The organism is Sphingomonas sp. PSPC2-2 (genome assembly GCF_049897725.1).
GTDB lineage: Bacteria > Pseudomonadota > Alphaproteobacteria > Sphingomonadales > Sphingomonadaceae > Sphingomonas.
Map to the genome: position 1 here is coordinate 143,124 of NZ_JAFCWU010000008.1, position 23,762 is coordinate 166,885.

The following is a 23,762-nucleotide window of genomic DNA, read 5'->3' on the forward strand; positions in this document are numbered from 1 at the left end:
CCGTCAGCGCTTGACGGTAAACGCTCCGATCCCGGCCAGCGCTATCGATCCCGTCGGCAGCGCGGGCGCGTCGAACGACAGGCGCAGGAAACGCGCCGGACGCGGGTGGTCGAAGGTCAGGCGCTGCGTGGCGAGCGCATACGCGATATTGGCAAGCTCGCCGCTGCCCGCCGCTTCCCAGTGCGTGCCATCGACACTGGTTTCGCAACGATAGTCGCGCGGCGGGGACACATCCTTGGCGATGGTGCGCGAGGGCGAGATGCTGACCCCGGCCAGCGCAACCACTTGCCCCATGTCGATCGTGACGCTGACGGGGGTGCCCGGCGTCGGGGCCGGGGTGGTCCAGCGGGTCGCGGCATCGTCGTCGAGCAGCGCTTCTGCACCCGGCGCGGTGGCAGCGACGATGTGCCAGCCCTTGGTCGACAGGATCGTCGGGTCGCTCGACCGCGCCGGGGCGACGGCGACGGGTTGAACCTGGCGGAACAACGCGATCTCGCTGATTGCCGGGCAAGCGGGCGCTTCCAGGATACGCAGCCGCAGCCGCCGCGCGGTGATGGGCGCGGGCAAGCGGATGATGCGTTGTGCGCCGATGCATTCATGCTCGGCGAACGTTTTCCATACGCCGTCCACCTCGGCATCGACCGCGAAGCGCGTGACGCGCACGCCAAGCGGCAGATATTCGCGGATGCGGATCAGGTCGAAGCTGCGCGTCGGCGGCAGATCGAGCGTCAGCGACGGGGTCTGGTCGGCATCGGGCGTCGACCAATAGCTGTCGCGATTGCCATCGAGCACGCGCGCGGCGCTGAACGCCGCCCCGCGCTCAGCACTGGCATGGGCGACCGCGCCCTTGGCGAGATCATGGGCATAGGTCGCGGCTTGCGCATCGCCGAACGAGCGCAGCACCGCGACATCGGTATCGGCCAGGCGGCCGCGCCGGTCGGGCGGCAGGTTGAGGTTGAGATTGGTGCCGCGCCCGACCGATTCATCGAACAGCTTGAGCAAGCGCTCGGGCGTCTTGACCTTGGCGTCCTCATCGGCGTGGTAGAACCAGCCGGGGCGGATCGACACGTCGGTTTCGGCGGGCCACCACAGGGCAGCGCCGCGCACGCCGCTATTGCCCTCGGACTGGACATAAGGGTGGTTGGGCATGGTCGGCCAGCACGGATCGCCCGCCACGCCATCCTCATTGCCGACCCAGCGGATTTCGGCACCGAGCGGATCGAAGGTGCAGGCCATGGGCTGATATTTGTGGACCAAAGCGATCGTGGTCGGCCAGTCGTAATAAGCCGGGGCATCGATCTTTCGCGTCTCGCGCGCGCCGCCATAATAGCCGTCGCCGCCATTGGCCCCGTCGAACCAGAATTCGAACAATTCGCCATAGCGCGTGCACAGCTCGACGATCTGCTTGCGGAAATAGTCGAGATAGGCCGGGCGGCCATAGTCTGGATGATGCCGGTCCCAGGGCGAGAGATAGAGGCCGAAGGCGAGGCCGGCGCGGCGGGTGGCCGCTGCCATCTCGCCGACGATGTCGCCCTTGCCGTTCTTGTACGGCGTGTTGCGGATGCAGCGTTCGGTCAGCAGCGTCGGCCACAGGCAGAAACCGTCATGATGCTTGGCGGTGAGGATGATGCCGGTCATCCCCGCAGCCTTCGCCGCGCCTACGATCTGGTCGGGCGAGAAATCGGTCGGGTTGAACAGTTTCGGGTCTTCATCGCCATAGCCCCATTCCTTGTCGGTGAAGGTGTTGATGGAGAAATGGACGAAGGCATATTGCTGGCGCGTGTGCCAGGCGAGCTGGCGCGGCGAGGGGGTCGCGCCCCATGGCTTTGGCGCACCGCTGGGCGCGGTCTTGGCCAAAGCGGGCGTGGCAAGCGTGGGCAGAGCGGTGGCGGCAAGGCCGGAGGCGATCACGCCGCGGCGCGAGGGATGGGTCATCTGGGGCTCCGGGATCAGGCCGAATGGCCGAAGGATGGCGGGCGATCGGCGCGTGCGGCACCGAAGCTGGGGTTGGGCGTGGCCGACATGGTGAAGCGCAGCGTGCCGCCGCCGCTCAGCGTGCGGTGGTCGATCCAGCTCTTGCTCCACGGCTTGCCGTTCCACGTGACGGCCGCGACGTAGGGCGTGTCGGCGCGGTTGCCGGGTGCTTCGATTGTGAGGGTACGGCCCGTGCCGACGCGCACCGTCGCGCGTTCGAACAAGGGCGAGCCGAACACATAGGCCGCCTCGACCGGGTCGACCGGATAGAAACCGAGCGCCGAGAAGACGAACCACGCGCTCATCTGGCCGCAATCGTCGTTGCCGATGATGCCGTCGGGCGCGTTGCGGTACATTTCGGTGCACAAACGTCGCACCATCGCCTGCGTCTTCCACGGCTGGCCGACATAGGCATAGAGATAGGCGGCGTGCTGGTCGGGTTCGTTGCCATGCGCATATTGGCCGACCAGCCCGGAAATGTCGGGCGGGGCATTGTCGGGCAGCGTCGAGGGGGCGGAGAAGAAGGCGTCGAGCTTGGCCGCGAACGCGGCATCGCCGCCGACATACGCGATCCGGCCATAGAGGTCGTGTTGGTTGAGGAAGGTGGCCTGCCAGCCATTGGCCTCCGTATAATCGCGCCACCACGGCTTTGGCATATGGCCGAGTTGGACCGGGTCATAGGGCGTCCACCATGTGCCATCGGCGAAGCGCGGGCGGGCGAAACCGGTGTCGCGGTCGATGACATTGCGCCAATTGCCCGACCGCTTGAGCAGCCGGTCGGCATCGGCGCTGGCCCCGGCGGCGCGGGCGAGGTGTGAGGAGGCCCAATCGTCATAGGCATATTCCTGCGTGCGGCTGACGCTTTCGAACACCTGGTCGGCCGGGACATAGCCCATCTTGTCATAGGCTTCGCGACCGAGACTATTGTCCTTGTCGGGCGCCTTGAAATCGAAGCTGCGCCTGGCGATGGCGGGCCAGGCGGCCGCATAATCGGCGGGGATGCCCTTGGCTTGCGCCTCGGCCAGCGGGACGACGCCGTGCCAGCCGATCATCGTGCCGGTTTCCTTGCCCTGCAACGGCCACACCAACGGGCCGTAGGGCGATTGCTGGGTCTGGCGAATGAGGTCGTCGATCAGGCTCTTGGTCCGGTCGGGCGCAACCAGCGTCAATAGCGGGTGCAACGCGCGATAGGTATCCCATAGCGACCAGGTGCTGTAGGCGGCACCGCCCCGCGGCACGGTGTGGACCTGTCCGTCGAGGCCGACATAGCGTCCATCGACATCCGAGAAGAGCGTGGGGGCAAGCTGCGCGTGATAGAGCGCCGAGGCCATGATGGTACGCTGGTCGGTGCTGCCGCCCTCGACCTGCACCACGCCGAGCGCCTCCGCCCAACGCTGACGAGCGGCACCGAGCGTGCGGTCAAAGTCCCAATGCGGTGCTTCGGCGGCGAGGTTGGCGCGCGCGCCCGCGACATCGACGCCCGAGATGCCACAGCGCAGCAGGATTGGAGCCGCCCCGGCGTCGTTCCAGTGCAGCGCCATTTTCAGACGCTTGCCGGAGACCTGCGTGGTGCCCGCAGGTTGCTCGGCATCGCCATCGCCGTAGAAGGTGACGCGGTCGGGCCGCCGCGCGCATTGCAGCGCAAAGTGGATGCGCCGCCCCTTGGCCCAGCGGAACACGCGGCGGCTGCCGGTGATGGTGCCGTCCGCGTCGATCGACAGGCTCGCCTCATCGACCAAGGGCGCATGGTCCGAGGTGTCGAGGATGAGGTGCGACAGATCGATCAGCACATGCCCCGGCCCCTTAGGATAGGTATAGCGGTGCCAGCCGGTGCGATCGGTCGTGGTCAGTTCGGCGTGCACGCCCGATTCGAGCGTGACGCGATAGGAGCCGGGCTCGGCGATTTCGTTGGAATAGCGCTGGCGATAGCCCGCATCGGGGTTGTCGAGCGGTCCGGCTATGAGCTTGACCGGCCCGGTGCTCGGCACGACCAGCACGTCGAGCATGTCGCCGATCCCGGTGCCCGACAAATGCGTGTGGCTGAAGCCCATGATCGAGCTGTCGCCATGGTGATAGCCCGAACAGGTTGCCCAGCGCTCGACATCGGTATCGGGGCCGAGCTGGACCATGCCGAAGGGCAAGGTCGGGCCGGGATAGGTATGGCCGTCGCCGCCGGTGCCGACGAACAGATTGGGAGCGGTCGCGGTCGGGCGTGCGTCGAGCCGCCACGGCACCGCGCTGGCGAACAAGGCAAGGGTAGAGCTGCTGAGCAGGGTACGGCGATCAATGGTCACAGCGTGTCTTCCAGCAAGGCAGGGCGGGTATTGGCGAGGCGCACGATCAATTCCCCGAACAGGCCATTGGCCCAGGCGAACCACGCTCGGGTGAATTTGCGAGCGTCGTCCTGATCGAAGGTTTCGTGGATGAAGCCGGTATCGGCATCGGTCTCGCGCACCGTCTTGAGGCAGGCGCGGATCACTGCGGGGTCGTCGCTCGACAGCGCGCGCACGATCAGCGACATCGGCCAGATCTGGCGCAATCCGGCATGCGGGCCGCCAATGCCTTCGCCGGCTTGCCCCTTGAAGAAATAAGGGTTGTCCGGGCCCCAGGCAGCGGCCTGGGTGCGCTGCCACAGCGGATCGCTCTGGGCGACGCAGCCGAGATAGGCGAGGCCGGAGAGCGAGGGGACGTTGGCATCGTCCATGAAGATCGCATTGCCGAAGCCGTCAACCTCATAAGCCCATACTTCGCGCCCGTCGCGCAGCCGCATCCGGCCATATTGGGCAAGCGCGCGCTCGACCTCGGCAGCGAGCGCGGTGGCGTCCTGCGCGAGCGCGGTATCGCCGCGCGCGCCCTGCGCCACCACCGCCAGCTCGCGCAAAGCGCCGACCGCGAACAAATTGGCGGGGATGAGGTACGGGTAGAGACACGCATCGTCCGACGGGCGGAAGCCGCAATGGATCAGCCCGACCGGGCGCGAGGGATTGCCATAGCCGTCGAGCGGCTGGGTTTCGGTATTGCGATCGGATTCGCGTAGGAAGCGGTAGGGGCCGGGGCCATGCTTGCGCTGCTGTTCGCGGAAGGTGGCGATGCTGAGCCGCGCCGCCGCCGCCCAGCGCGCGTCGAACGGCGCGGGATCTTTCGTCGCCTGCCAATAGCCGTGCGCGAGCCGCATCGGATAGCAGAGCGAATCGATCTCCCATTTGCGCTCGGCGACGCCGGGCTTCATCTCGGTCTTGTCGTGCTGTGCCCAGCCGAGATTGGTCTTGGCCGACGGATCTTCCATGAAGGCATTGGCATAAGGGTCGATCAGGATCGAGCGCGCCTGTCGCGCGATCAGCCCGTGAAACAGCGTGCGCAAAGCGGGATCGTCGCGGACGAGATGGAGATAGGGCGCGAGCTGCGCCGAGGAATCGCGCAGCCACAGGCAGGGGATGTCGCCGGTGATGACGAACGCATCTGGCGCGCCGTCGACCGTGCTCATCCGCACCGTGGTGTCGAGCGTGTTGGGATAGCAATTGGCGAACATCCAGCGCAGCTTGGGGTCGCCGATCTTGGCCGAGACGCGCGCGATCTCGCGCTCGACCGCGCGGCTGGTGAACAGCCGTTCCTTGACCGGCGGGCGCTTGCTGGGGAGTGGCGCTGCGGCGAGCGCGGGCGAGGCGGCGAGCGCGGCCCCCGCCGCACTGCCGACGATGGCCTCACGCCTGGTCAGGATCATTTGGGCAACTCCTGCCGCGTGCCGGTGATCGTCAGGTCGATCCAGCTGCCGGGCGCGCTGCCTGGCTGGCCGCCGCCGACGAACAGGCGGTAAGCGCCGGGCTCGATCGCGCGCGTGCCGTCACGCGCGACCAGGCTGAGGCTGCGCGGATCGAGCGTGAAGCTGGCGTCGCCCGCCTTGCCGCGCGCGATCGCCAGCCGTTTGAAGCCGACCAACTGGCGCTGGAGCACCGGCGTGGTGAAGCCAGCCCCCTTGGTGGCCGGCGGGACGAGATAGGCCTGCACGACCTCTTCACCGTCGCGCGCGCCGACATTGGCGACGCGCACGTGCACCGTCGCGCTTTGCCCGGCGGCGACGGTGATCGCATTGGTCGGGGCGGTATACGCGAAGCGGGTGTAGCTGAGGCCGTACCCGAAGCCCCACAGCGGCGTGCCGGTGAAGTAGCGATAGGTGCGCTCCTTCATGCCGTAATCGACAAAGGCGGGCAGGTCGGTGGTGTGGGCGTAGAAGGTGACGGGCAAGCGTCCCGAGGGATTGTTGCGCCCGGCGAGCGTCTCGGCGATTGCGGTGCCGCCAGACTCTCCCGGATACCAGGCGGCGAGGATCGCGTCGGCATCGGTGGGATCGAGCGCGACGGCGCTGCCGCTGGTCAGCACCAGCACCAGCGGCTTGCCGGTCGCCTTGAGCGCGGCGATCAGGCGTTGCTGGGCGTGCGGCAGCGCGATGTCGGTGCGGTCGCCGCCGACAAAGCCGGGCACGCTGACCGAGAGCGCTTCACCCTCCAGATCGGGCGAGAGGCCGACCGAGACGACCACCACGTCGGCGGCCTTGGCGGCGGCCACGGCCTCGGCGATCAGCGGTTCGGCGGGGGGCAGCCACAACAACCGCACGCCTTCATCGTCGCTGACATGGTCGAGTTCGAGCTTGAACGGCACGGCCTGGCCGTCGCTGTCGAAGTTTACTTCGATGCGCACCTTCTTGATTTCTCCTTCGGCGAGTTGCTTGCCGTCGATCCACAGCCGCGCGGCATCGTGCGATTTGCAATATTTCCAGCAGGCGGGGACATCAAGGACGAGGCGATAGGCACCGGGGCCAGGAGGCGCGAGTTCGCCGGTCCAGCGCGCGCTCCACTGTGCCCCGAGACCAGGGGCCGGGACCGCGCGGTTGATGTCGTGATCGATATGGCGCTCGACGCGCGTGACGACGGGCGTGCCGCTGGTGCCGGGGACCGCAAAATATTCGGCTTGCAGCCCCGGCGCGCCATTCCAGCGCAAGGCGGTTTCGGGGACGAGCACGGGCGCGCCATCGGCGAGCACCGAGCCTTGCGCGTAGCGGACATTATCCGTGCCAAATTGCTGGCGAAGGCCTTCGAGCGGGGTGATCGGGGTGCGAGCTGTGCCGTGGTAATTGCCCTGCAGCACGCCAATGTCATCGGCATCCGCCCCGATCAGCGCGACGCGGGTTCCGGCCTTGAGCGGAAGCCGGTTGCCGTCATTCTTGAGCAGCACGATCGCCTTGCGCGCTGCCTCCAGCGCGACGGCGTGGTGTTCGGGCGTGCCGATGTCGCTGGGCGAAATGCGCGACCACGGGCTGGTTGCGCCATAAACGATGCCGAGCGCCTTGCGCGCGGCCATCGCGCGGTCGAACGCGGTGTCGATGTCCTGACTGGTGATCAGGCCGCGCTGGAGCGCTTCGGGTAGCGCCGCATAGGTGGTGCCGCAATTGAGGTCGGTCCCGCCCTTGAGCGAGGCCGCCGCAGCCCCTGCCGCGTCGAGCCGGTAATGGTGGAACAGGTGGACATTGGCGATGGCGTCGCAATCCGAGACGGTAAAGCCGGCAAAGCCCCAATCATGACGCAGCCGATCGACCATCAGCGGCGCATTGGCGCAGGCGGGGACACCGTGGATGGCGTTATAGGCGCACATCAGCGACTGCGCCTTGCCCTCGGTCACCGCGAGGCGGAAGGCGGGGAGGTAGGTCGCTTCCAGATCCTGCGGCGACGGGTCGACATCGAAACCGTCGCGCCCGGCCTCGGGACCGCTATGGACGGCGAGATGCTTGGGCGTGGCGATGACCTTTGGGTGCTTCGGGTCCGGCCCTTGCAGTCCGGTGATGAAGGCGACACCGAGATGGCCGGTGAGATAGGGATCCTCGCCATAGGTCTCTTGCCCGCGGCCCCAGCGCGGATCACGGAAGATGTTGATGTTGGGCGACCAGATCGTCAGCCCCTGATAGATCTTGCGATCGGCCGAAACCGGTTGCGCGTTGAACTTGGCGCGCGCTTCGGTGGCGACGACATCGCCGATGCGGTTGAGCAACGGCGCGTCCCACGTCGCCGCCATGCCGATCGCCTGCGGGAACACCGTGGCATAGCCATTGCGCGCGAGACCGTGCAGGCCTTCATTCCACCAGTCATACGCCGGCAGACCGGCGGCGGGATCGGCGGGCGCGCTGCTTTGCAGCTGGGCCGCCTTTTGCGCGGTGGTCAGCGTTTCGGGGGCGGGAGCAACTTGCGCAGCCTCGGCGGCGAGCAACATCCAGATCATCGACGGGATCCCAGCGAACGGAGGGTTAGGGCGGCGGCAAGCGCCGTGGGCGACGCGGTGGACGTCACGGTGATGGTGCGGCTTTCGCCCGGCAACAGGTCGAAGCCGTTATCGGAGGGATGCGCGCCGATCTGGCCGAAGTCGAGCATGACCGCGCGGGCGAGCGCTGTGCTTTGGATGGTGACGCTCTTGCCACTCCACGTCGCGGTCAGGCCGGGATCGGGATAGTGCATCGTCTTGGGCACGCCGCGCTCGATGATGGCGCGGCTGACCACGGCGTCACCGACCAGCAATTCGGCGACGGCATAGCTGTTGGCGGGATCGGCCCCGGCGAACACCGTCGCATCGTCGAGCTTGGCGACATCGGTGGCGGACAAAGCGGGCATGCTTGCCGCCGCGCCTTGTTCGCTAAGCGGCTTGCCCGCCATGTCGAACGCGCGGACGCGCCAGCGTGCCGCGATCGGCGTGGTCGCATCCGACACCAAGGCGATGCGCGTGGCTGTGTCCTTATGTTCGGCGACGATCACCTGCGGCGCGAAGAAACGGCGAGCGGCATAATGGAGCAGCTTCCAGCGCCCGTCATAATCGATGCTCGACCAGGAGATGGACGGCCACACGTCGTTCAACTGCCAATAGAGCGACCCCATCGTCACCGGGCGGCACGAACGGTGGTGGAGGGCGGCGAGTGCGATCGCTTCGGCCTGGTTGACCTGGCTGAGATAGACGAAGTCGGCAATGTCCTTGGGCTCGCCGAGCCGGTCGCGAATGTACATCAACAGCCGTTCATTGCCTTCCCCGGCGAGGAACTTCTGATGCACCTTCAGCACCGGGCTTTCGGGGGTGAGCGGGCCGTTGCCAGCAAAGGCGCGCACCGTCGCCATGTCGGGCATCGCCTGGAAGCCATATTCGGACATGAAGCGCGGGCACGCGTCGAGATAGCGCTCGACCGGCTTGGAGCCCGACCACACATCCCAGAAATGGCGGTCGCCCGACGCATCGGTATCGACCGGGCCTTCATAATCGGTCGAGGGCGAACCCGGCCAATAAGGCGTGCCGGGCGAGCGCGTCAGCACCGCATCGCGCAGCACACGATCGAACAGCACCGCCATGCCAGCGCCGATGCGTTCCTGCTCGTCGGCGCCAACCGCCTTTTTGAAGGCCTTGCGGTCGCCCCAATTCTCCCAGCCCGACAGCACTTCATTGCCGCCCGACCACAGAACGATCGAGGGATGGTTGCCGAGCCGCTCGACCTGTTGCTCCGCCTCGATGCGGACATTCTCGCGATAGGCGGCATCAGGCGGGGTGACGGCACCGCCGAACATGAAATCCTGCCACACCATCAGGCCCATTTCGTCGGCCATGTCGTAAAAGGCATCGTCGAGATAATAGCCGCCGCCCCAGATGCGCAGCATGTTCATATTGGCGTCGCGCGCGGCGGTGAGCAGCGGGCGCATCGAGGCTGGGGTGACGCGGGCCGGGAAGCTGTCGAATGGGATGACGTTCGCGCCCTTGGCGAAGATCGGGATGCCGTTGACGCGAAAGCCCATTGCGCCGCCGCCACGGATCAGCTCGACCGAGCGCAAGCCGATGCGGCGCTCGGCAGTGTCGGTTGCCTCGCCATTCTGGTTGAGCGTCGCGGTGACGCGGTAGAGCGGTTGCGCGCCATAACCGACCGGTTGCCAGCGCTGCGGGTTGGCGACGGTGATCGGCACCGACACGGCGTTGGTGCCGGCTGCCAGCGTCACTTGCTGCACGACATGCTGCTGCGATCCGTCGGGCGCGGTCAGCGTGACGCGGACGTTGGCGACAGTCTCGCGATCGGCCTGGAGGACGGCCTTGGCCGACAGGCGCGCCTCGCTATCGTTCAGCGAATCCTGGTCGACGCGCAGCGTGTCGATGCGCGCCTCGTCCCAGGCTTCCAGCCGCACCGGACGCCATGGACCTACGTTGAGGATGCGTGGGCCCCAATCCCAGCCGTAATTGTATTTGGGCTTGCGGATATAAGGCGAGGTCTGGCGGCCCTTGGGTTCGTCGCCAAAGGCCGAGTCATACTCGCCCGGCAGCGAAGCCTTTTGCGCCAGCACCATCGGTTGCAGCGTCTTGATTGGCGCGGCGAAGGTGATGAGGATTTCGTTGGCGCCAAGGTTGAGCAGCGGCTTGATATCGGTCCGCCAACGGCGATGGGCATTGTCGGCGACGATTGCGGGGCGGCCGTTGACCGTGACGGTGGCGAAGGTGTCGAGCCCGTCGAACACCAGATCGAGATGATCGCGCGCGAGCATTGCGGGCGTTACTTGCAGCGTGCGGCGATATTGCCAGTCGCTGCGCCCGACCCATTGGATCTCCCCTTCGTTGGTGGCGAGGAAAGGATCGGGCACGCGGTGGCGCGCGATCAGATCCTGCTGGATGCTGCCGGGCACGTGCGCCGGGAACCAGCGCGTCTGTTCCTTGTGCGCGGTGACCGCAGCGCTGTTCGACGGGGCGATGCGCGCTTGCCAGCCATCGTCGAGCGCGGTGGCGGTGCGCGGTGCGGCGGCGAGCGGTGCGGCCGCTCCCGTCAGCAATGCAGCGACGATTGCGGCGCGCAACGAGGTGTGCATCAGCGGCGCTCGGTCAGTTGGACCGATGCTACGGCGTAATAAGGATCGGAGGTCGGCGAGGTGAACTGGAAGCACAGGTCGCGGTCCCCGCTCATCTGCGGCAAGGCTCCCTTGAACGTCATCTTGGTAGGAGATGCTGCGGGATCAGGGAGCGGGAAGGTCGCAACTACGACGGGCTTTGGGGCGTCCTTGTCGGGCGCGCCCTTGCGGCCTCCTTGGCACCCGGCGAGCACGACCAATTCGCCATGCGCGGTTACGTTATAGGGCTCGCGCACCGCCGAAGCTTCGTGCGCCAGGCCGTAATGGCGCGCCAGCCGCGCGACTTCGATCGTGAAACCGCCGGCCACGTCCAGCGGGGCCGCCGGATAGGCGCTGCACGTGTCGAACAGGTTGATGTTGAAAGCAGGACCGTTGCTTTCGGCATCAGCGGTCAGCGACACGCGCAGCCCCAGCGCGCCGCGCGGGCACGACACCAGGTCGGAGGCGTTGCGGTAGAGCAAGGCGCTGCGGCTCGTCGCGAAATCGCGGATGCGCGCGGTGGCGATGCCGTCTGTGTCAAAAGCGGCGGCCTTGATCGTCGCGCCTGGGACAAGGCTGAGCAGTGCTGCATAAACGGGCGAGCGTGCCGTCGGCGCGGTGCCGTCCAGCGTATAGCGGATCGTGCCGACCGGGACTTGCGTAGCGAGCGCAACCGTCACTTTATTTGCCCGCAGCGCATCGCCGCGCGCGCCTTGCAGGGCGTAGGTTACAGCAAAGGCGCTGTCGGCCACCTCGATCCCACCGCGCCGCCAGCGCGCCGCCTGCGGGGCAAGGCGTGTGGCGAAGCTCGTGAAATCGCGCGGCGCGTTCGACCAGGTGTTTTCGGCCAGCGCCGCCGCACGCGGGAAGATCGCGTGCTGGACTTGATACGGCGTGACGAGATATTCGCTCCACGCATTCACCTGCGCGCCGAGCACATGCTTCGCGCGGTCGGCATCGATGCCCTTGGGTAGCGGATCATAAGCGTAGACATCGGCCAGCGTCTGGATCGACAAACGGCCGGGTGGTTCGTCGCGCTGGTCGCTTTGCAGGCTGTCGACGTACAGCGTCGGTGCCGGGGTCAGCACGACATCGTGTCCGGCATTGGCGGCATCGACCGCGCCCTTTTCGCCGCGCCACGACATCACCGAGGCCGAAGGCGGCAGTCCGCCTTCGAGGATTTCGTCCCAGCCGATCAGCCGCCGCCCCTTGCTGGCGAGATAGCGGCCGAATTCGTCGATCAGCCAGCTTTGCAGCGCATTTTCGGTCTTGAGCCCGAGCTTGGCCATCTGCGCCTGGACTTCGGGCGAGCGTTCCCACTGATCCTTGACCGCTTCGTCACCGCCGAGATGGATGAAGCTGCCGGGGAACACCGCCATCAGTTCATCGAGCACGTTCTCGACAAAGGCGACGCCCTTGGGGCCGGGGTTGAGCAGATAGGGATTGACCCCCCAATCGTGCGATACGACCGGACGATCCCCGAACACGCCGATCTCAGGATAGGCCGCGACCAGCGCCTGCGCATGGCCGGGCAGATCGATTTCGGGGACGATCGTGATGCCGCGTTCGGCGGCATAGCGGACCAGATCGCGCAGTTCGGCCTGGGTGTAGAAACCGCCAACGCGCGTGGTCGGGGCGGGGCCGCCGGTGCTTGGCGGCGCGCGGAACGCGCCGATTTCGGTGAGCTTGGGATAGCGTTTCACCTCGAAGCGCCAGCCCTGGTCGTCGGTCAGGTGGAGATGGAGTACGTTCAACTTCACCGCCGTCATTTGATCGACGATCTGGTAAAGCGAGGGCAACGGCTGAAAATGCCGCGCGACATCGACCATCACGCCGCGCCAGGCGAAGCGCGGCGCGTCGCTGATATCGACGCCGGGGACGGTGACGGGTTTGCCGAACGCCTGATCGGGGCTGAGCAATTGCGCCAGCGTCATCGCGCCATAGACGAAACCGCCGCGCGCCGAAGCCGCGATCCGGATGCCGCTCGCATCGGCGGTCAGGCGATAGGCTTCTGCGCCGACAATCGCTGGATCGCGCACGAAGCGGATCGCCGCTCCGTCGCTGGCGGTATGCAGGGCGAGCCCGCGCGTGGTGGCGACTTGCGCGATCAGCAGGCGCGCGGCGGCTTCGGCTTCGGCATCGCCGTTGGGCACGGCGACGCCCGCGCCATTGGCGATGGTGATGCTGTCGGCCGTGCGCGTGATCTTGGCGGGAAGCGGGAGTAATGGGAGCGTAGATGGCGTGGTTTGCGCCGTCGCCGATGCGGTGATCAGCAGCGAGGACAGCATTCCGAGCGTAGCACCGCACCGCCGAAAATTGCGCTCCGCGGTGCCGCGCTGCTTGCTTTGCATCATAAAATCTCCCTGCCGCCGCTCTGGCGTATCTTTGGCTCGAAGTGTAACCAATATAAGTCCACTTGCAAGCGGACCGGATAACGGTTTTTGATATAAAACTGCGGGATCGACCGGTGCGGCATTCGTGCGAAGCATACCAATATGAAATCGCAACAATCCCGATTGCTCACCTGCCACGCTTTGATTAGGCTGGCTGCTCACACAGCGACGCACGCACGAGACGGGGCGTATCACGTCGCGGCGAAAGGGATGGGCATTGGCGTTTTCGCAACAGATCGGACAGTTTCGCGAAGGCAATCCGGCACCGCTCTACCTGCAGCTTCAGCACCTCATCCGCGAGGCTATCGCGCACGATGTGCTGGCGCAAGACGATGCGATTCCGGCGGAGCGCGACCTGGCCGTCGAATATGATATTTCGCGGATCACCGTGCGCAAGGCGATTGGCGGGCTGGTCGAGGAAGGGTTGCTGACGCGCCGACGCGGTGCAGGCACCTTCGTCACCGGGCGCGTGGAAAAGAGCTTTTCCAAGCTGTCGTCCTTTTCCGAAGACATGGCGGCGCGCGGCAAGACCGCGTCGAGCAGCTGGATCAGCCGGGCGGCGGGCACGGTCGACCCCGACGAAGCGATGTCGCTGGGGCTGTCGCCGGGGACACCGGTCTATCGCTTTCACCGGATTCGCTATGCCGATGACCAGCCGATGGCACTCGAATTCTCGACCATCGCCGGTTACTGCCTGCCCGGCATCAGCGCGGTCGAGGACTCGCTCTATACCGCGCTCGACAAGGCTGGCAGCCGCCCGGTGCGCGCGCTGCAGCGGTTGCGCGCGGTGCCGTTCGGGCCCGAACATGCCAAGATGCTGGGCGTCAGCGCCGGGCATCCGGGCTTGCTGATCGAGCGGCGTGGCTTCCTGAAAGATGGCCGTGCGGCCGAATTTACGCGGTCTTATTATCGCGGTGACGCCTACGACTTCGTCGCCGAACTGTCCGACCTGTAGGCGCGTTCGCGCGCCGACCTTTCCTCCCCGGAGTGTTGCCATGAACCGTCGCCAGCTTCTGCTCGCCAGCGCGGGCGCTAGTGCCTTGCGCGCCGTTCCGGCCGTCGCCGCCGCCGCAGCGCCGCAAACGGCCGATGGGTTTCCGATGCCGCGTCCCGAAAACAGCCTGCCGCCGCGGCCCGTCCGCCAGGACCCGGCGCGGACGCTGCTCGAGCTTGGCTGGCGCTTTCATGAAGGCGATATCGCAGCACCCGCACCGGCGGGCCATGCCGAGACCTATCTTTCCGCGATGGCCGGGAATGCGATCGGTGCGGCGGCGGTGCTGTATGACGATAGCGACTGGGCGGCAGTGCGCGTGCCGCATGATTGGGCGGCGGCGCAGCCCTTCGTCGAGAGCGCGAACATCTCGCAAGGCTATCGACCGCGCGGGATCGGCTGGTATCGCCGCACGCTGCTGCTCGATCCCGCCGATCGCGGCAAGACGATCGAGCTGCATTTCGACGGCATCGCCACCAATGCGACGATCTGGGTGAATGGCAGCGTCGTCGCGCATAGCTGGTCGGGTTATGCCAGCGTCTATGCCGACATCACGCCGTTTGCGACCTTTGGCGACGAACCCAATGTCATCGCGATCCGGGTCGATGCCAGTGCCTGGGAAGGCTGGTGGTATGAAGGGGCGGGGCTGTATCGCCACGCCTGGCTGGTGCGGCGCGCGCCGGTCGCGATCATCAGCGATGGCGTCTATTGCGATCCGCGTCGCGATGTCGCGGGCCGCTGGCAGGTGCCCGTCGTCGCGACGCTGGCCAATAGCGAGCGCGCCGCAGCGACGGTGACGGTCGAAGCGACGCTGTTCGACCCCGAGGGCCATGCGGTCGAGCGCGCGAGCGTTGCGGCGACGGTGCCGGTGCTGGAGCAGGCCGACGCCAGGCTGACGCTCGACATTGGCGATGCGCGGTTGTGGTCGGTGGAAACGCCGACGCTCTACACGCTGCGCGTGCAGGTGCTGCGCGACGGGGGCGTGGTGGATGTGCGGCAGATCCCGATCGGCTTCCGCACGATCCGCTTCGATGCCGAGCGCGGCTTTTTCCTCAATGAGCGGCCGGTGAAGATCAAAGGGGTGTGTATCCATCAGGATCACGCCGGGGTCGGCACCGCCATGCCCGATGCCTTGCTCTATTGGCGGCTGCAGCGGCTGAAGGCGATGGGCTGCAACGCGGTGCGCATGTCGTCCAACGCGCCGACCGCCGAACTGCTCGACTATTGCGACCGGATGGGGTTGCTGGTGATGGACGAGAACCGCCATTTCAACCCATCGCCCGACTATATGGCCCAGCTCGAATGGCTGGTGCGGCGCGACCGCAACCACCCCAGCGTGATCATCTGGACGCTGTGGAACGAGGAACCGCTGAAATCGACACCGCAAGGCGTCGAAATGACGCGGCGGATGGTGGCGGTGCTGAAGCGGCTCGATGACGCGCGGCCAGTGACGGTCGCGATGAACGGCGCGTTCAACGATCCGGTCAACACCTCGACCGAAGTCGATGTCACCGGGTTCAATTATTATCAGGACCAATATGACGTCTATCATCGGCTGGTTCCGACCAAGCCGATCATCAGCACCGAGGACACCAGCGCGTATCAGACGCGCGGCGCATTCGAGAGCGACCCCAAGGCGCATATCGCGACGTCCTATGACCGCGAAGCAGCGGGCTGGGGGGCACCGCACGGGCCGAGCTGGAAGATGATCGCCGACCGGCCGTTCGTGGCTGGCGGGTTCGTATGGACCGGCTTCGATTATCATGGCGAGCCGACGCCGTATGAATGGCCGACGATCTCGAGCTTCTTCGGCATTCTGGACCTGTGCGGTTTCCCGAAGACCGCCTTCGGCCTGCGCAGCGCGCAATGGATCGACGATGCGCCGGTCCTGAGCCTCGCGCCGCATTGGACGTGGCCGGGGCGTGAGGGGCACGGCATCGATGTCGTGGTGATGAGCAATGCCGAACAGGTGACGCTCAGCCTGAACGGGCGCGAGTTGGGCACGCAAGCCGTTGACCGGTTCCTGGGGAACAGGTGGAAAGTGCCCTATGCGCCGGGCCGGATCGAGGCGGTGGCGCGGCGCGGCGGGCGGATCGTCGCGCGCGCGGTGCAGGAGACGGCGGGGCGACCGGTTGCGCTGCGCCTGACGCCTGCGCGCAGCGTGATGGCGGGCGATGGCGAGGATGTGCAGCCGGTGACGGTCGATGCGGTCGATGCAAAGGGGCGGCACGTGCCGACCGCCAATCTGCCGGTGCGCTTCACGGTCGCGGGCGCGGCGATCATCGGGCTCGGCAATGGCGACCCCAACAGCCATGAGCCTGAGCAATCGCCGCCCGACCATGGCGCGCGCTCGTTGTTCAATGGCCTGGCGCAAGTTATCGTGCGCGCGGAGACCGGGCGTGGGCGGATTGTGATGACGGCGCAGGCGGACGGCCTGGCCCCGGCGCGGCTGACGATCGACCGGCTGGCGATCGATCCGCCCGGCCAGGTTCCAGCGATCTCGCCGCAGCAGCGCATCGCGCAGTGGCGGCGCTCGGCGGCGTTCGACGCGCGGCCCTCGCCCGATCTTGCGCCGAGCGACGGCGATAACAATAGCTGGGCGTTCGTGCGCAGCGGGACGCCGACGCCGGTCGAAACGGGTGGGCGCTGGCGCGTCTATCGCGCGGCGATCACGCCGTGGCGCGCGGTGGCGGCGGGGGGCGGGATGCTCCGCTTTGCCGCGATCGGCGGGCGTGCGGAACTGTGGGTCGATGGGCAGCGCCTCGCGGACAAGGCCGATGGCGCAGCGGGGCCGTTGACCGCGCGCGTGCCCGCCGGGGCGGGCGCGCGCCGGATCGCGCTGTTGATCGAGGCGGATGCCGGCGCGGAGTCGGGGATTTTGGGGCCGGTTACGCTGGCGGCGGGGTAGGGTTACCTTCCCCCGTTCGTTTCGAGCGAAGTCGAGAAACCTGGCACAGCGCTTGTGGCTGTTTCTCGACTACGCTCGAAACGAACGGGTAGCGCGCGTCGGGCCGGTGGCTCAGGCGGTGATCAGCCGGCCGAGCGTGGTTTCGTCGCCGAGCAGATGCAGCAGGCCCGGTGCGGGGCGTGCGACCGCGTGCAGGTTGAGCGCGTCGAGCGCCGCTTGGTCAGCCTTGGCCACGTCGCGCAGCGTGATCCGCAGCCGCCCGAAATAGCGCGCGCTGTCTGCAATATTGTCCGCGCCGCCCAGCGCCGCGAGCAGGGGCGCGGCGAGGGTTAGCGTGGGCTCAGCGGTCGGCGTGGCGGCGACCGGTGCGGTGACAGCACCGCCGCCCAGCGCCAGCGCATCGCGGATCTCGACCGAGACGACATCGGCGATCGGCCCCAGCACGACTTGCAGCGCGGTCGCCGAGGGGCGGATGATGCCGCGCGCGCCGAGTGCCTTGAGCGCGGCGTCATCGACCAGCGCCTGATCGCGCACCACCAGCCGCAGCCGCGTCGTGCAGGCACCGACGGTGGTGAGATTGCCCCCGCCGCCAAGCGCCTGCGCAAAGGCCGCACCACGCCCGCCTGCGACGACTGGGGAGGATGTCGCAGGGGTGTCGCTGAGCGGCTCACGGCCGGGGGTCGGCAAGTCCATCCGTTTGATGAAGAAACGGAAGATGCCGTAATAGAGCAGGAAATAGACCGCGCCGACCGGCAGCAGCAGCAGCGGGCGCGTCGCCTTGCCGTAGTTCAGCACGTAATCGAACAAACCGGCGGAAAAGCCGAAGCCGAGCTTGACGCCGAGCAGGTCCATCAGCGCCATCGACAGGCCGGTGAGCGCGGCATGGATGCCGAACAGCACCGGTGCCAGGAACATGAAGCTGAATTCGATCGGCTCGGTGACGCCGGTGAGCGCGGACGTGAGCGCGAGGCTGAACAGCATCCCGCCGACCGCCTTGCGCCGATCGGGTGCGGCGGCGTGGTACATGGCGAGGCAAGCGGCGGGCAGGCCGAACATCATCACCGGGAAGAACCCGGCCATGAAGCTTCCGGCGCTGGGATCGCCCGCGAAGAAACGGCGCAGATCGCCGGTGGTGCCGTGCCAGTCGCCGACGACGAACCAGGCGACGTTGTTGAGGATGTGGTGCAGCCCGGTCACCAGCAGCAGCCGGTTGAGCAGGCCGAACACGAACAGCCCCGGCGCGCCTGCGCTGGTCGCCGCGGTGCTCAGTGCATCGATGCCATTGCTGATCGACTGGAAGCCAAGCCCGACGACGAGCGCGAGCGCGAGGCCGGCCAGACCGCTGACGATCGGCACGAAGCGGCGACCGCCGAAGAAAGCGAGATATTCGGGCAGCTTGATCGCCGAGAAGCGATTGTAGAACAGGCCGCCGACCAGCCCCGACAGAATGCCGATCGGCACGTCGAGCCGCGCCATGACCTTGGCTTTCCACGCCGCTGTCGCCAGGTCGACCGAGGGGCCGGTAAAGCCTGCGATCGCTTCGGGGGGGACGGTCAGCAGCGTCTTGCCGGCTTCGGTCGTGACCAGGAAGCAGGTGACACCGGCGAGGCACGCCGCGCCATTGCCATCGCGCGCGAAGCCGGTGGCGACACCGATCGCGAACAGCAAGCCGAGATGGTCGAAGATCGCTTGCCCCGCCGCGCCGATAAAGGGCAGGCCGCCGGGGATGAGATCGGGCTGGCCGAGCCGCATCAGCAGCCCTGCGATCGGCAGTACCGCGATCGGCAGCATCAGCGCGCGGCCGAGCGGCTGGAGCGCCCCCAGGATCGATTTCATGCCGACATCTCCTTGGTCGCGAAGCTTCGGGCGAGGGCGCGCACCTCGGCGGCGGAGGTGCAGGCGAGCGCGGCGGCGGCATGATCCCGGCAGGCCGCGAGCGTGACGTCCGACACCAGCGCCTTGATCGTCGGCACCATCACCGGCGCAGTCGACAATTCGGTGACGCCGAGCCCGAGCAGGATCGGCACGGCGAGCGGATCGGAGGCGAGACCGCCGCACACGCCGGTCCAGCGACCGTGCGCGGCACCGCCGCGACAGGTTTCGCCGATCAGCCGCAGCACGGCGGGGTGGAGGCCGTCGAGCGCGCTTGCGACTGCCGGATTGGCGCGGTCCATCGCCAGCGTATATTGCGTCAGGTCATTGGTGCCGACCGACAGGAAATCGGCCTCGCGCGCCAGCAGATCGGCGGTGACGGCGGCGGCGGGGGTTTCGACCATGATGCCGAGCTGCACCGCCGTGGTGATGCCGAGTTCCGCGCACAGCCGGTCGAGCAGTGCGCGGACGCGGCGCAGTTCCTCGATCTGGGCGACCATCGGCAGCATGATCTTGCATTGGCCGGTGGGCTGTACGCTGAGGATCGCGCGCAGTTGCTCTTCGAGCAAGGCGGGGTGGGCCAGGCCGACGCGGATGCCGCGCAGGCCCAGTGCCGGATTTTCCTCGCCCGCGATCGGCAGATAGGGGGCGGGTTTGTCGCCGCCAATGTCGAGTAGGCGCACGATCAGCGGGCGACCTTCCAGCGCATCGGCGATTGCCTGATATTCGGCGGCCTGTTCGGCGACCGATGGCGCGGTGTCGCGTTCGAGGAACAGGAATTCGGTACGCAGCAAGCCGCAGCCCTCGGCACCATTGGCTACGGCAGGGGCGGCTTCGGCAGCGGAACCGAGATTGGCGACGACTTCGATGCGCGTGCCGTCGGCGGTGTGGCAGGGGGTGCCCGCCCGCGCGAGCGCGCTCGCGCGGCGTGCGGCGGCCTTGGCTTGCGCCGCCTCGGCTTCCGCCAGCTGGGTGGCGGAGGGGGCGGTGTGGAGCAGGCCGTTGCTCGCATCGAGAATGACGCGGGTGTCGTCGGCGATATCCAGCACGTCGGGGCCGATCGCGACCAGCGCAGGTAAGCCCATGGAGGCAGCGAGGATCGCGACATGCGAGGTCGGACCACCCTTGGCGATGCACAGGCCGGCCAGGCCCTCGGCCGAGCCGATCAGATCGGACGGCATCAGGTCTTCGGCAATCAGGATCGTGCCTGCTGGGTAAAGCTGCGTGCTCGTCGCTACTCCCAAAAGGTGCGCGAGCAACTGGCGTTCGAGATCGCGCAGATCGTCGGCGCGTTCGGCGAGATGCGTGTCGCCCCCGGCGCGCAGCGCATCGGCTTGCGGGCGGATTGCCGCGCGCCAGGCAAAGCCAGCGCTCTCGCCGCGCGCAATTCCGGCGCGAGTCGCGTCGATCAGGGCCGGGTCGTCCAGCAACGCGGCGTGGGCCTCCAAAATAGCACGCGTCGGGCCGTGTGCCGTGGCGGCCTGACGTGTCATCTCGGCCGCAAGCGCGGCATGAGCGGCGGTGAAGGCGGCTTGTTCTTGCGCCACGCCGCTGCCCATCGGCAACACTTCGGGGTCGATCGCGCGGTGATGCCGCACTGGGCCGATCGCAAGACCGGGGGCCGCCGTCACGCCGACAAGTGCGCCTTCGGGCACATCGGCATTACGCGGCGCGATCGGTGGCGGCGCGGCAGGCGCGGGCGCTTCGTCCATGCCGCCGGAGATCAGCGCGACCAGCGCATCGAGCGCAGCGGTGCCGTCGCTGCCCTGCGCGGCCAGCGTGATCGTGTCGCCATGCCCAATGCCGAGTGCAAGTAGCCCGGTCGGGCTGAGCGCCGATGCAGTGCGCGCGTCCTTGCCGATCGTAATCGAGGCACCGAAGGCGCGGGCGCAGGCGGCAATGCGGGCGGCCGGGCGGGCGTGGATGCCGTGGGGCAGGTCGATGCGCAGTATGCGGCTTTCGGTGGCCGCATCGATGTCGGCGGATTCGCCCGTCGTGCCCTCAGCCGAAGCGACTTCGTGCACCATCATCAGCGGTGCACCGACGAGGATCGGGCCAACGCTCGCACGGTTGGTAATCTGATAGCCCTCGCTCTCGACGAGCAAGATCGGCGTGATCACGGCAGGGGCTTCACGCACCAGCAGATCGAGATCGAAGTCGATCAGTGCGTCGCCCGTAGCGACTCGGTCCCCGGCGCGCACATGCGGGGTGAAGCCGCGCCCGCCCAGCCCGACGGTATCGATGCCGAGGTGGATCAGGATTTGCGCGCCGTTTTCAGCTTCGATCGTCAGCGCATGGCCGGTCGACTGCACGCTGACGATGCGCCCGGCGCAAGGCGCATAGAGGCAGTCGCCCGTCGGATCGATCGCCAGCCCGTCGCCCAGCATCCGCCCGGCAAACACCGCATCGGGGACATCGTCCAGCGCAGTGACCCAGCCTTGTAACGGTGCGGACAGCACGATCGACGCCATGGTTTCTCCTCAAACGGGGCAGGGACGCGCAGGGCGCGAGAGGTCAGGCAGGAACGGGCTCGGACCGCGCCGTTGCCGCAAGGTCTCCGCCAACAATGGTAGCGGTCGGGTGGAAGGCGGCGTCGAGCTGTACCCAGTCGGCGCGCTTGCCTGGTACGATCACCCCGCGATCCCGCGACAGGCCGAGGAAGGCGGCCGGATGGGTCGCCGCCATCGCCGCTGCGCGCTCGGGCGCGATGCCGAGCCGTGTGATCGTGTTGCGCACCGCGCGCGCCATGTCGAGATCCGACCCGGCCAGTGTGCCGTCGGCCCCGAGGCAGCGACCGCCCTCGACATGGATCGGGCGGCCCTGCAGCAGGAAGGTGGTTTCGGCGGTGTTGACGCACGGCATCGCGTCGGTGACCAGCATCATGCGATCCGCCGGGCGCGCGCGCAGCGCGATGCGCAGCGCGGCATCATCGACATGGAAACCATCGACGATCAACCCGCAATAGACCGACTGGTTGTCCAGTGCCGCGCCAACCGCGCCGGGCGCGCGCTGAATGAGCGGCGACATGGCGTTGAACAAATGGGTGACCCCGGTCACACCGGCGGCGAACCCCGCCGTCGCTTCGGCATAGGTCGCGTTGCTGTGACCGAGGCTGACGAGCACGTCGGCGCGTGCCAACGCCGCGATACGGTCGGCGGGCACCAGTTCGGGCGCGATCGTGACCATAACGCGACCGCGACGTGGCCGCATCAGCAACGCCATCAGCGTATCGTCGAGCGTTACGAAGCGCGCGGCATCGTGAATCCCTTTGCGCGCGACGTTGATCACCGGGCCTTCGATATGAACGCCGACGACACCCGGTACGCCCGCCGCGATCGCGGCGTCGGTCGCTTCCAGCGCCTCGCCGATGACCAATGCCGAATCGCTGATCAGCGTCGGCAGGAAGGCGGTGGTGCCATAGGGACGATGCGCCGCACCGATCGCTGCGATCCCGTCGACGGTCGGTTCGTCGTTGAACAACACGCCGCCGCCGCCGTTGACCTGGGTGTCGATGAAGCCGGGCATCACCCAGCCCCCGTCAAGATCGACCGCGCCGGGGGTGGCCCGGTCCATGATCGCGACGATGACACCAGCCTCGACGTCGATCGTTGCGGCGGACAGGATTCCGCGCGGCGTGACGATATGGCCGTTTACGAAAGCATGAGACGTCATAGCGTACGGGTAACCTTGCTGAGATGACTCGGCGCGTCGGGATTGTACCCGCGCGCGCGCGAAAGCGCATCGGCCATGCGATAGAAGCTCTGGATCATCAGGATCGGCTCGATCGCGGGGTTGGCGGCGAGCGCGGGCGGGGTGCCCGCCCCGTCGGCGCGCGCGTCGGCCAGACTGACGATCGCACCGCGCGCGGCAAATTCCGCCGCAACCGCGCGGACGTCATCGCCGATGACATCGGAGGTGGCGAAGGCGACGATCGGAAAGCCGCTACCGACAATTGCCATCGGGCCGTGGCGCACCTCGGCCGAGCTGAAGGCTTCAGCATGAAGCCCGCAGGTTTCCTTTAGCTTCAACGCCGCTTCCTGCGCGACCGCGAGGCCAAGCCCGCGCCCAATGACGAACAGGTTGGTCGCCTCCTGCAGGCTCGCGCCGACGCCGCTCCAGTCCAGCGCCCAGGACCGTGCCAGCGCATCGGGCAAGCCCGCTACGGCGCGGCGCAGCGTGTCGTCCTCGGTCCACTCCGCCACCAAGGCGGCAAGCGCGGCTAACGACGCGATGTAGGATTTGGTCGCAGCGACCGACCGCTCGACCCCGGCCGACAGCGCGATCACCGTATCGGCGGTTTCGGCGAGCGGGGAGGTGGCGTCGTTGACCAGGGCGACGACATGCGCGCCCGCCGCCTTTTGCGCGGCCACGGTGGCGAGCAAGTCCGGGCTGCGCCCGCTTTGCGAGATGGCAATGCACAGCGCATGGCCCTGTACGGCGGGCGCGGCATAGACCGAGGCGACCGACGGTGCGGCCGACGCCACCGGAATGCCGGTGCGCGTCTCGATCAGATATTTGCCATAGGTGGCGGCGTGATCGGATGATCCGCGCGCGCAGGTCACGATAACCGCAGGCGGGGCTGCGCGCAGCTTCGCACCGAGCGCGGCGAAGGCCGGCCCATTGGCGGCGAGCATGCGGGCGACGGCGGCACCGGCCTCCGCCGCTTCCTGGAACATCAGCGTCGGGCCCGAAACGGGCGGAACGGTCGTGGATATGGTATCGTGCATGGCTGGTCCGAT

The 23,762-nt window shown here is 67.5% G+C and carries 12 protein-coding genes; 2 read left to right on the top strand and 10 right to left on the bottom strand.

What is annotated here, in order from left to right:
- Window positions 1–3: 3 nt before the first annotated feature.
- The 6 genes from ACP7BY_RS15270 to ACP7BY_RS15295 are packed head-to-tail and all read right to left on the bottom strand — an operon-like array spanning window position 4 to window position 13,213.
- Entirely contained in the window at window positions 4–1,935 is a 1,932-nt protein-coding gene (locus ACP7BY_RS15270) for an alpha-L-fucosidase (protein ID WP_137902689.1), read from the bottom strand.
- A gap of 14 nt (window positions 1,936–1,949) precedes the next feature.
- On the bottom strand, window positions 1,950–4,268 hold the full coding sequence (locus ACP7BY_RS15275) for a GH92 family glycosyl hydrolase (RefSeq protein WP_137902688.1): 2,319 nt from the start codon (window positions 4,266–4,268) through the stop codon (window positions 1,950–1,952).
- On the bottom strand, window positions 4,265–5,695 hold the full coding sequence (locus tag ACP7BY_RS15280) for a glycoside hydrolase family 125 protein (protein ID WP_137902687.1): 1,431 nt from the start codon (window positions 5,693–5,695) through the stop codon (window positions 4,265–4,267). The genes ACP7BY_RS15275 and ACP7BY_RS15280 overlap by 4 nt, the downstream gene beginning before the upstream one ends.
- Window positions 5,692–8,241: a glycoside hydrolase family 3 C-terminal domain-containing protein gene (locus ACP7BY_RS15285; protein WP_137902686.1), complete on the bottom strand. Its 2,550-nt coding sequence runs from the start codon at window positions 8,239–8,241 to the stop codon at window positions 5,692–5,694. The genes ACP7BY_RS15280 and ACP7BY_RS15285 overlap by 4 nt, the downstream gene beginning before the upstream one ends.
- Window positions 8,238–10,841: a beta-mannosidase gene (locus ACP7BY_RS15290; protein ID WP_249340828.1), complete on the bottom strand. Its 2,604-nt coding sequence runs from the start codon at window positions 10,839–10,841 to the stop codon at window positions 8,238–8,240. The genes ACP7BY_RS15285 and ACP7BY_RS15290 overlap by 4 nt, the downstream gene beginning before the upstream one ends.
- Window positions 10,841–13,213: a beta-N-acetylhexosaminidase gene (locus ACP7BY_RS15295; RefSeq protein WP_310066146.1), complete on the bottom strand. Its 2,373-nt coding sequence runs from the start codon at window positions 13,211–13,213 to the stop codon at window positions 10,841–10,843. Before ACP7BY_RS15295 ends, ACP7BY_RS15290 begins: the two co-directional genes overlap by 1 nt.
- A 256-nt stretch (window positions 13,214–13,469) precedes the next feature.
- Between ACP7BY_RS15295 and ACP7BY_RS15300 the strand changes: the two genes are divergently transcribed.
- Together ACP7BY_RS15300 and galA are read left to right on the top strand one after the other, a co-directional pair.
- Entirely contained in the window at window positions 13,470–14,207 is a 738-nt protein-coding gene (locus ACP7BY_RS15300) for a GntR family transcriptional regulator (RefSeq protein ID WP_010406773.1), read from the top strand.
- A 40-nt stretch (window positions 14,208–14,247) separates the two neighbouring features.
- Complete coding sequence (galA, locus tag ACP7BY_RS15305) at window positions 14,248–17,151, top strand: beta-galactosidase GalA (protein WP_137902685.1); 2,904 nt, start codon at window positions 14,248–14,250, stop codon at window positions 17,149–17,151.
- 111 nt (window positions 17,152–17,262) lie between these two features.
- Here the strand turns inward: galA and nagE are convergent, their stop codons facing one another.
- From nagE to ACP7BY_RS15325, 4 genes are read right to left on the bottom strand one after another with little or no spacing between them, the layout of a single operon-like run.
- A complete protein-coding gene (gene nagE, locus ACP7BY_RS15310) occupies window positions 17,263–18,987 on the bottom strand; it encodes an N-acetylglucosamine-specific PTS transporter subunit IIBC (protein ID WP_137902684.1) in 1,725 nt (574 codons plus the stop codon).
- Window positions 18,984–21,494 (bottom strand): phosphoenolpyruvate--protein phosphotransferase, encoded by a 2,511-nt coding sequence (ptsP, locus tag ACP7BY_RS15315; RefSeq protein WP_137902683.1) that lies wholly within the window; start codon window positions 21,492–21,494, stop codon window positions 18,984–18,986. Before ptsP ends, nagE begins: the two co-directional genes overlap by 4 nt.
- A gap of 43 nt (window positions 21,495–21,537) precedes the next feature.
- Window positions 21,538–22,695: an N-acetylglucosamine-6-phosphate deacetylase gene (gene nagA / locus ACP7BY_RS15320; protein WP_033966366.1), complete on the bottom strand. Its 1,158-nt coding sequence runs from the start codon at window positions 22,693–22,695 to the stop codon at window positions 21,538–21,540.
- Window positions 22,692–23,750: an SIS domain-containing protein gene (locus ACP7BY_RS15325; protein WP_137902682.1), complete on the bottom strand. Its 1,059-nt coding sequence runs from the start codon at window positions 23,748–23,750 to the stop codon at window positions 22,692–22,694. The genes nagA and ACP7BY_RS15325 overlap by 4 nt, the downstream gene beginning before the upstream one ends.
- Window positions 23,751–23,762 lie beyond the last annotated feature (12 nt).

Bases quoted from the DNA above. Each gene is read 5' to 3' on its own strand.
- ACP7BY_RS15280 (WP_137902687.1), bottom strand. From the start codon at position 5,695: ATGATCCTGACCAGGCGTGAGGCCATCGTCGGCAGTGCGGCGGGGGCC.
- ACP7BY_RS15325 (WP_137902682.1), bottom strand. From the start codon at position 23,750: ATGCACGATACCATATCCACGACCGTTCCGCCCGTTTCGGGCCCGACG.
- nagA (WP_033966366.1), bottom strand. From the start codon at position 22,695: ATGACGTCTCATGCTTTCGTAAACGGCCATATCGTCACGCCGCGCGGA.
- ACP7BY_RS15285 (WP_137902686.1), bottom strand. From the start codon at position 8,241: ATGATCTGGATGTTGCTCGCCGCCGAGGCTGCGCAAGTTGCTCCCGCC.
- ACP7BY_RS15290 (WP_249340828.1), bottom strand. From the start codon at position 10,841: ATGCACACCTCGTTGCGCGCCGCAATCGTCGCTGCATTGCTGACGGGA.
- ACP7BY_RS15295 (WP_310066146.1), bottom strand. From the start codon at position 13,213: ATGATGCAAAGCAAGCAGCGCGGCACCGCGGAGCGCAATTTTCGGCGG.
- galA (WP_137902685.1), top strand. From the start codon at position 14,248: ATGAACCGTCGCCAGCTTCTGCTCGCCAGCGCGGGCGCTAGTGCCTTG.
- nagE (WP_137902684.1), bottom strand. From the start codon at position 18,987: ATGAAATCGATCCTGGGGGCGCTCCAGCCGCTCGGCCGCGCGCTGATG.
- ptsP (WP_137902683.1), bottom strand. From the start codon at position 21,494: ATGGCGTCGATCGTGCTGTCCGCACCGTTACAAGGCTGGGTCACTGCG.
- ACP7BY_RS15270 (WP_137902689.1), bottom strand. From the start codon at position 1,935: ATGACCCATCCCTCGCGCCGCGGCGTGATCGCCTCCGGCCTTGCCGCC.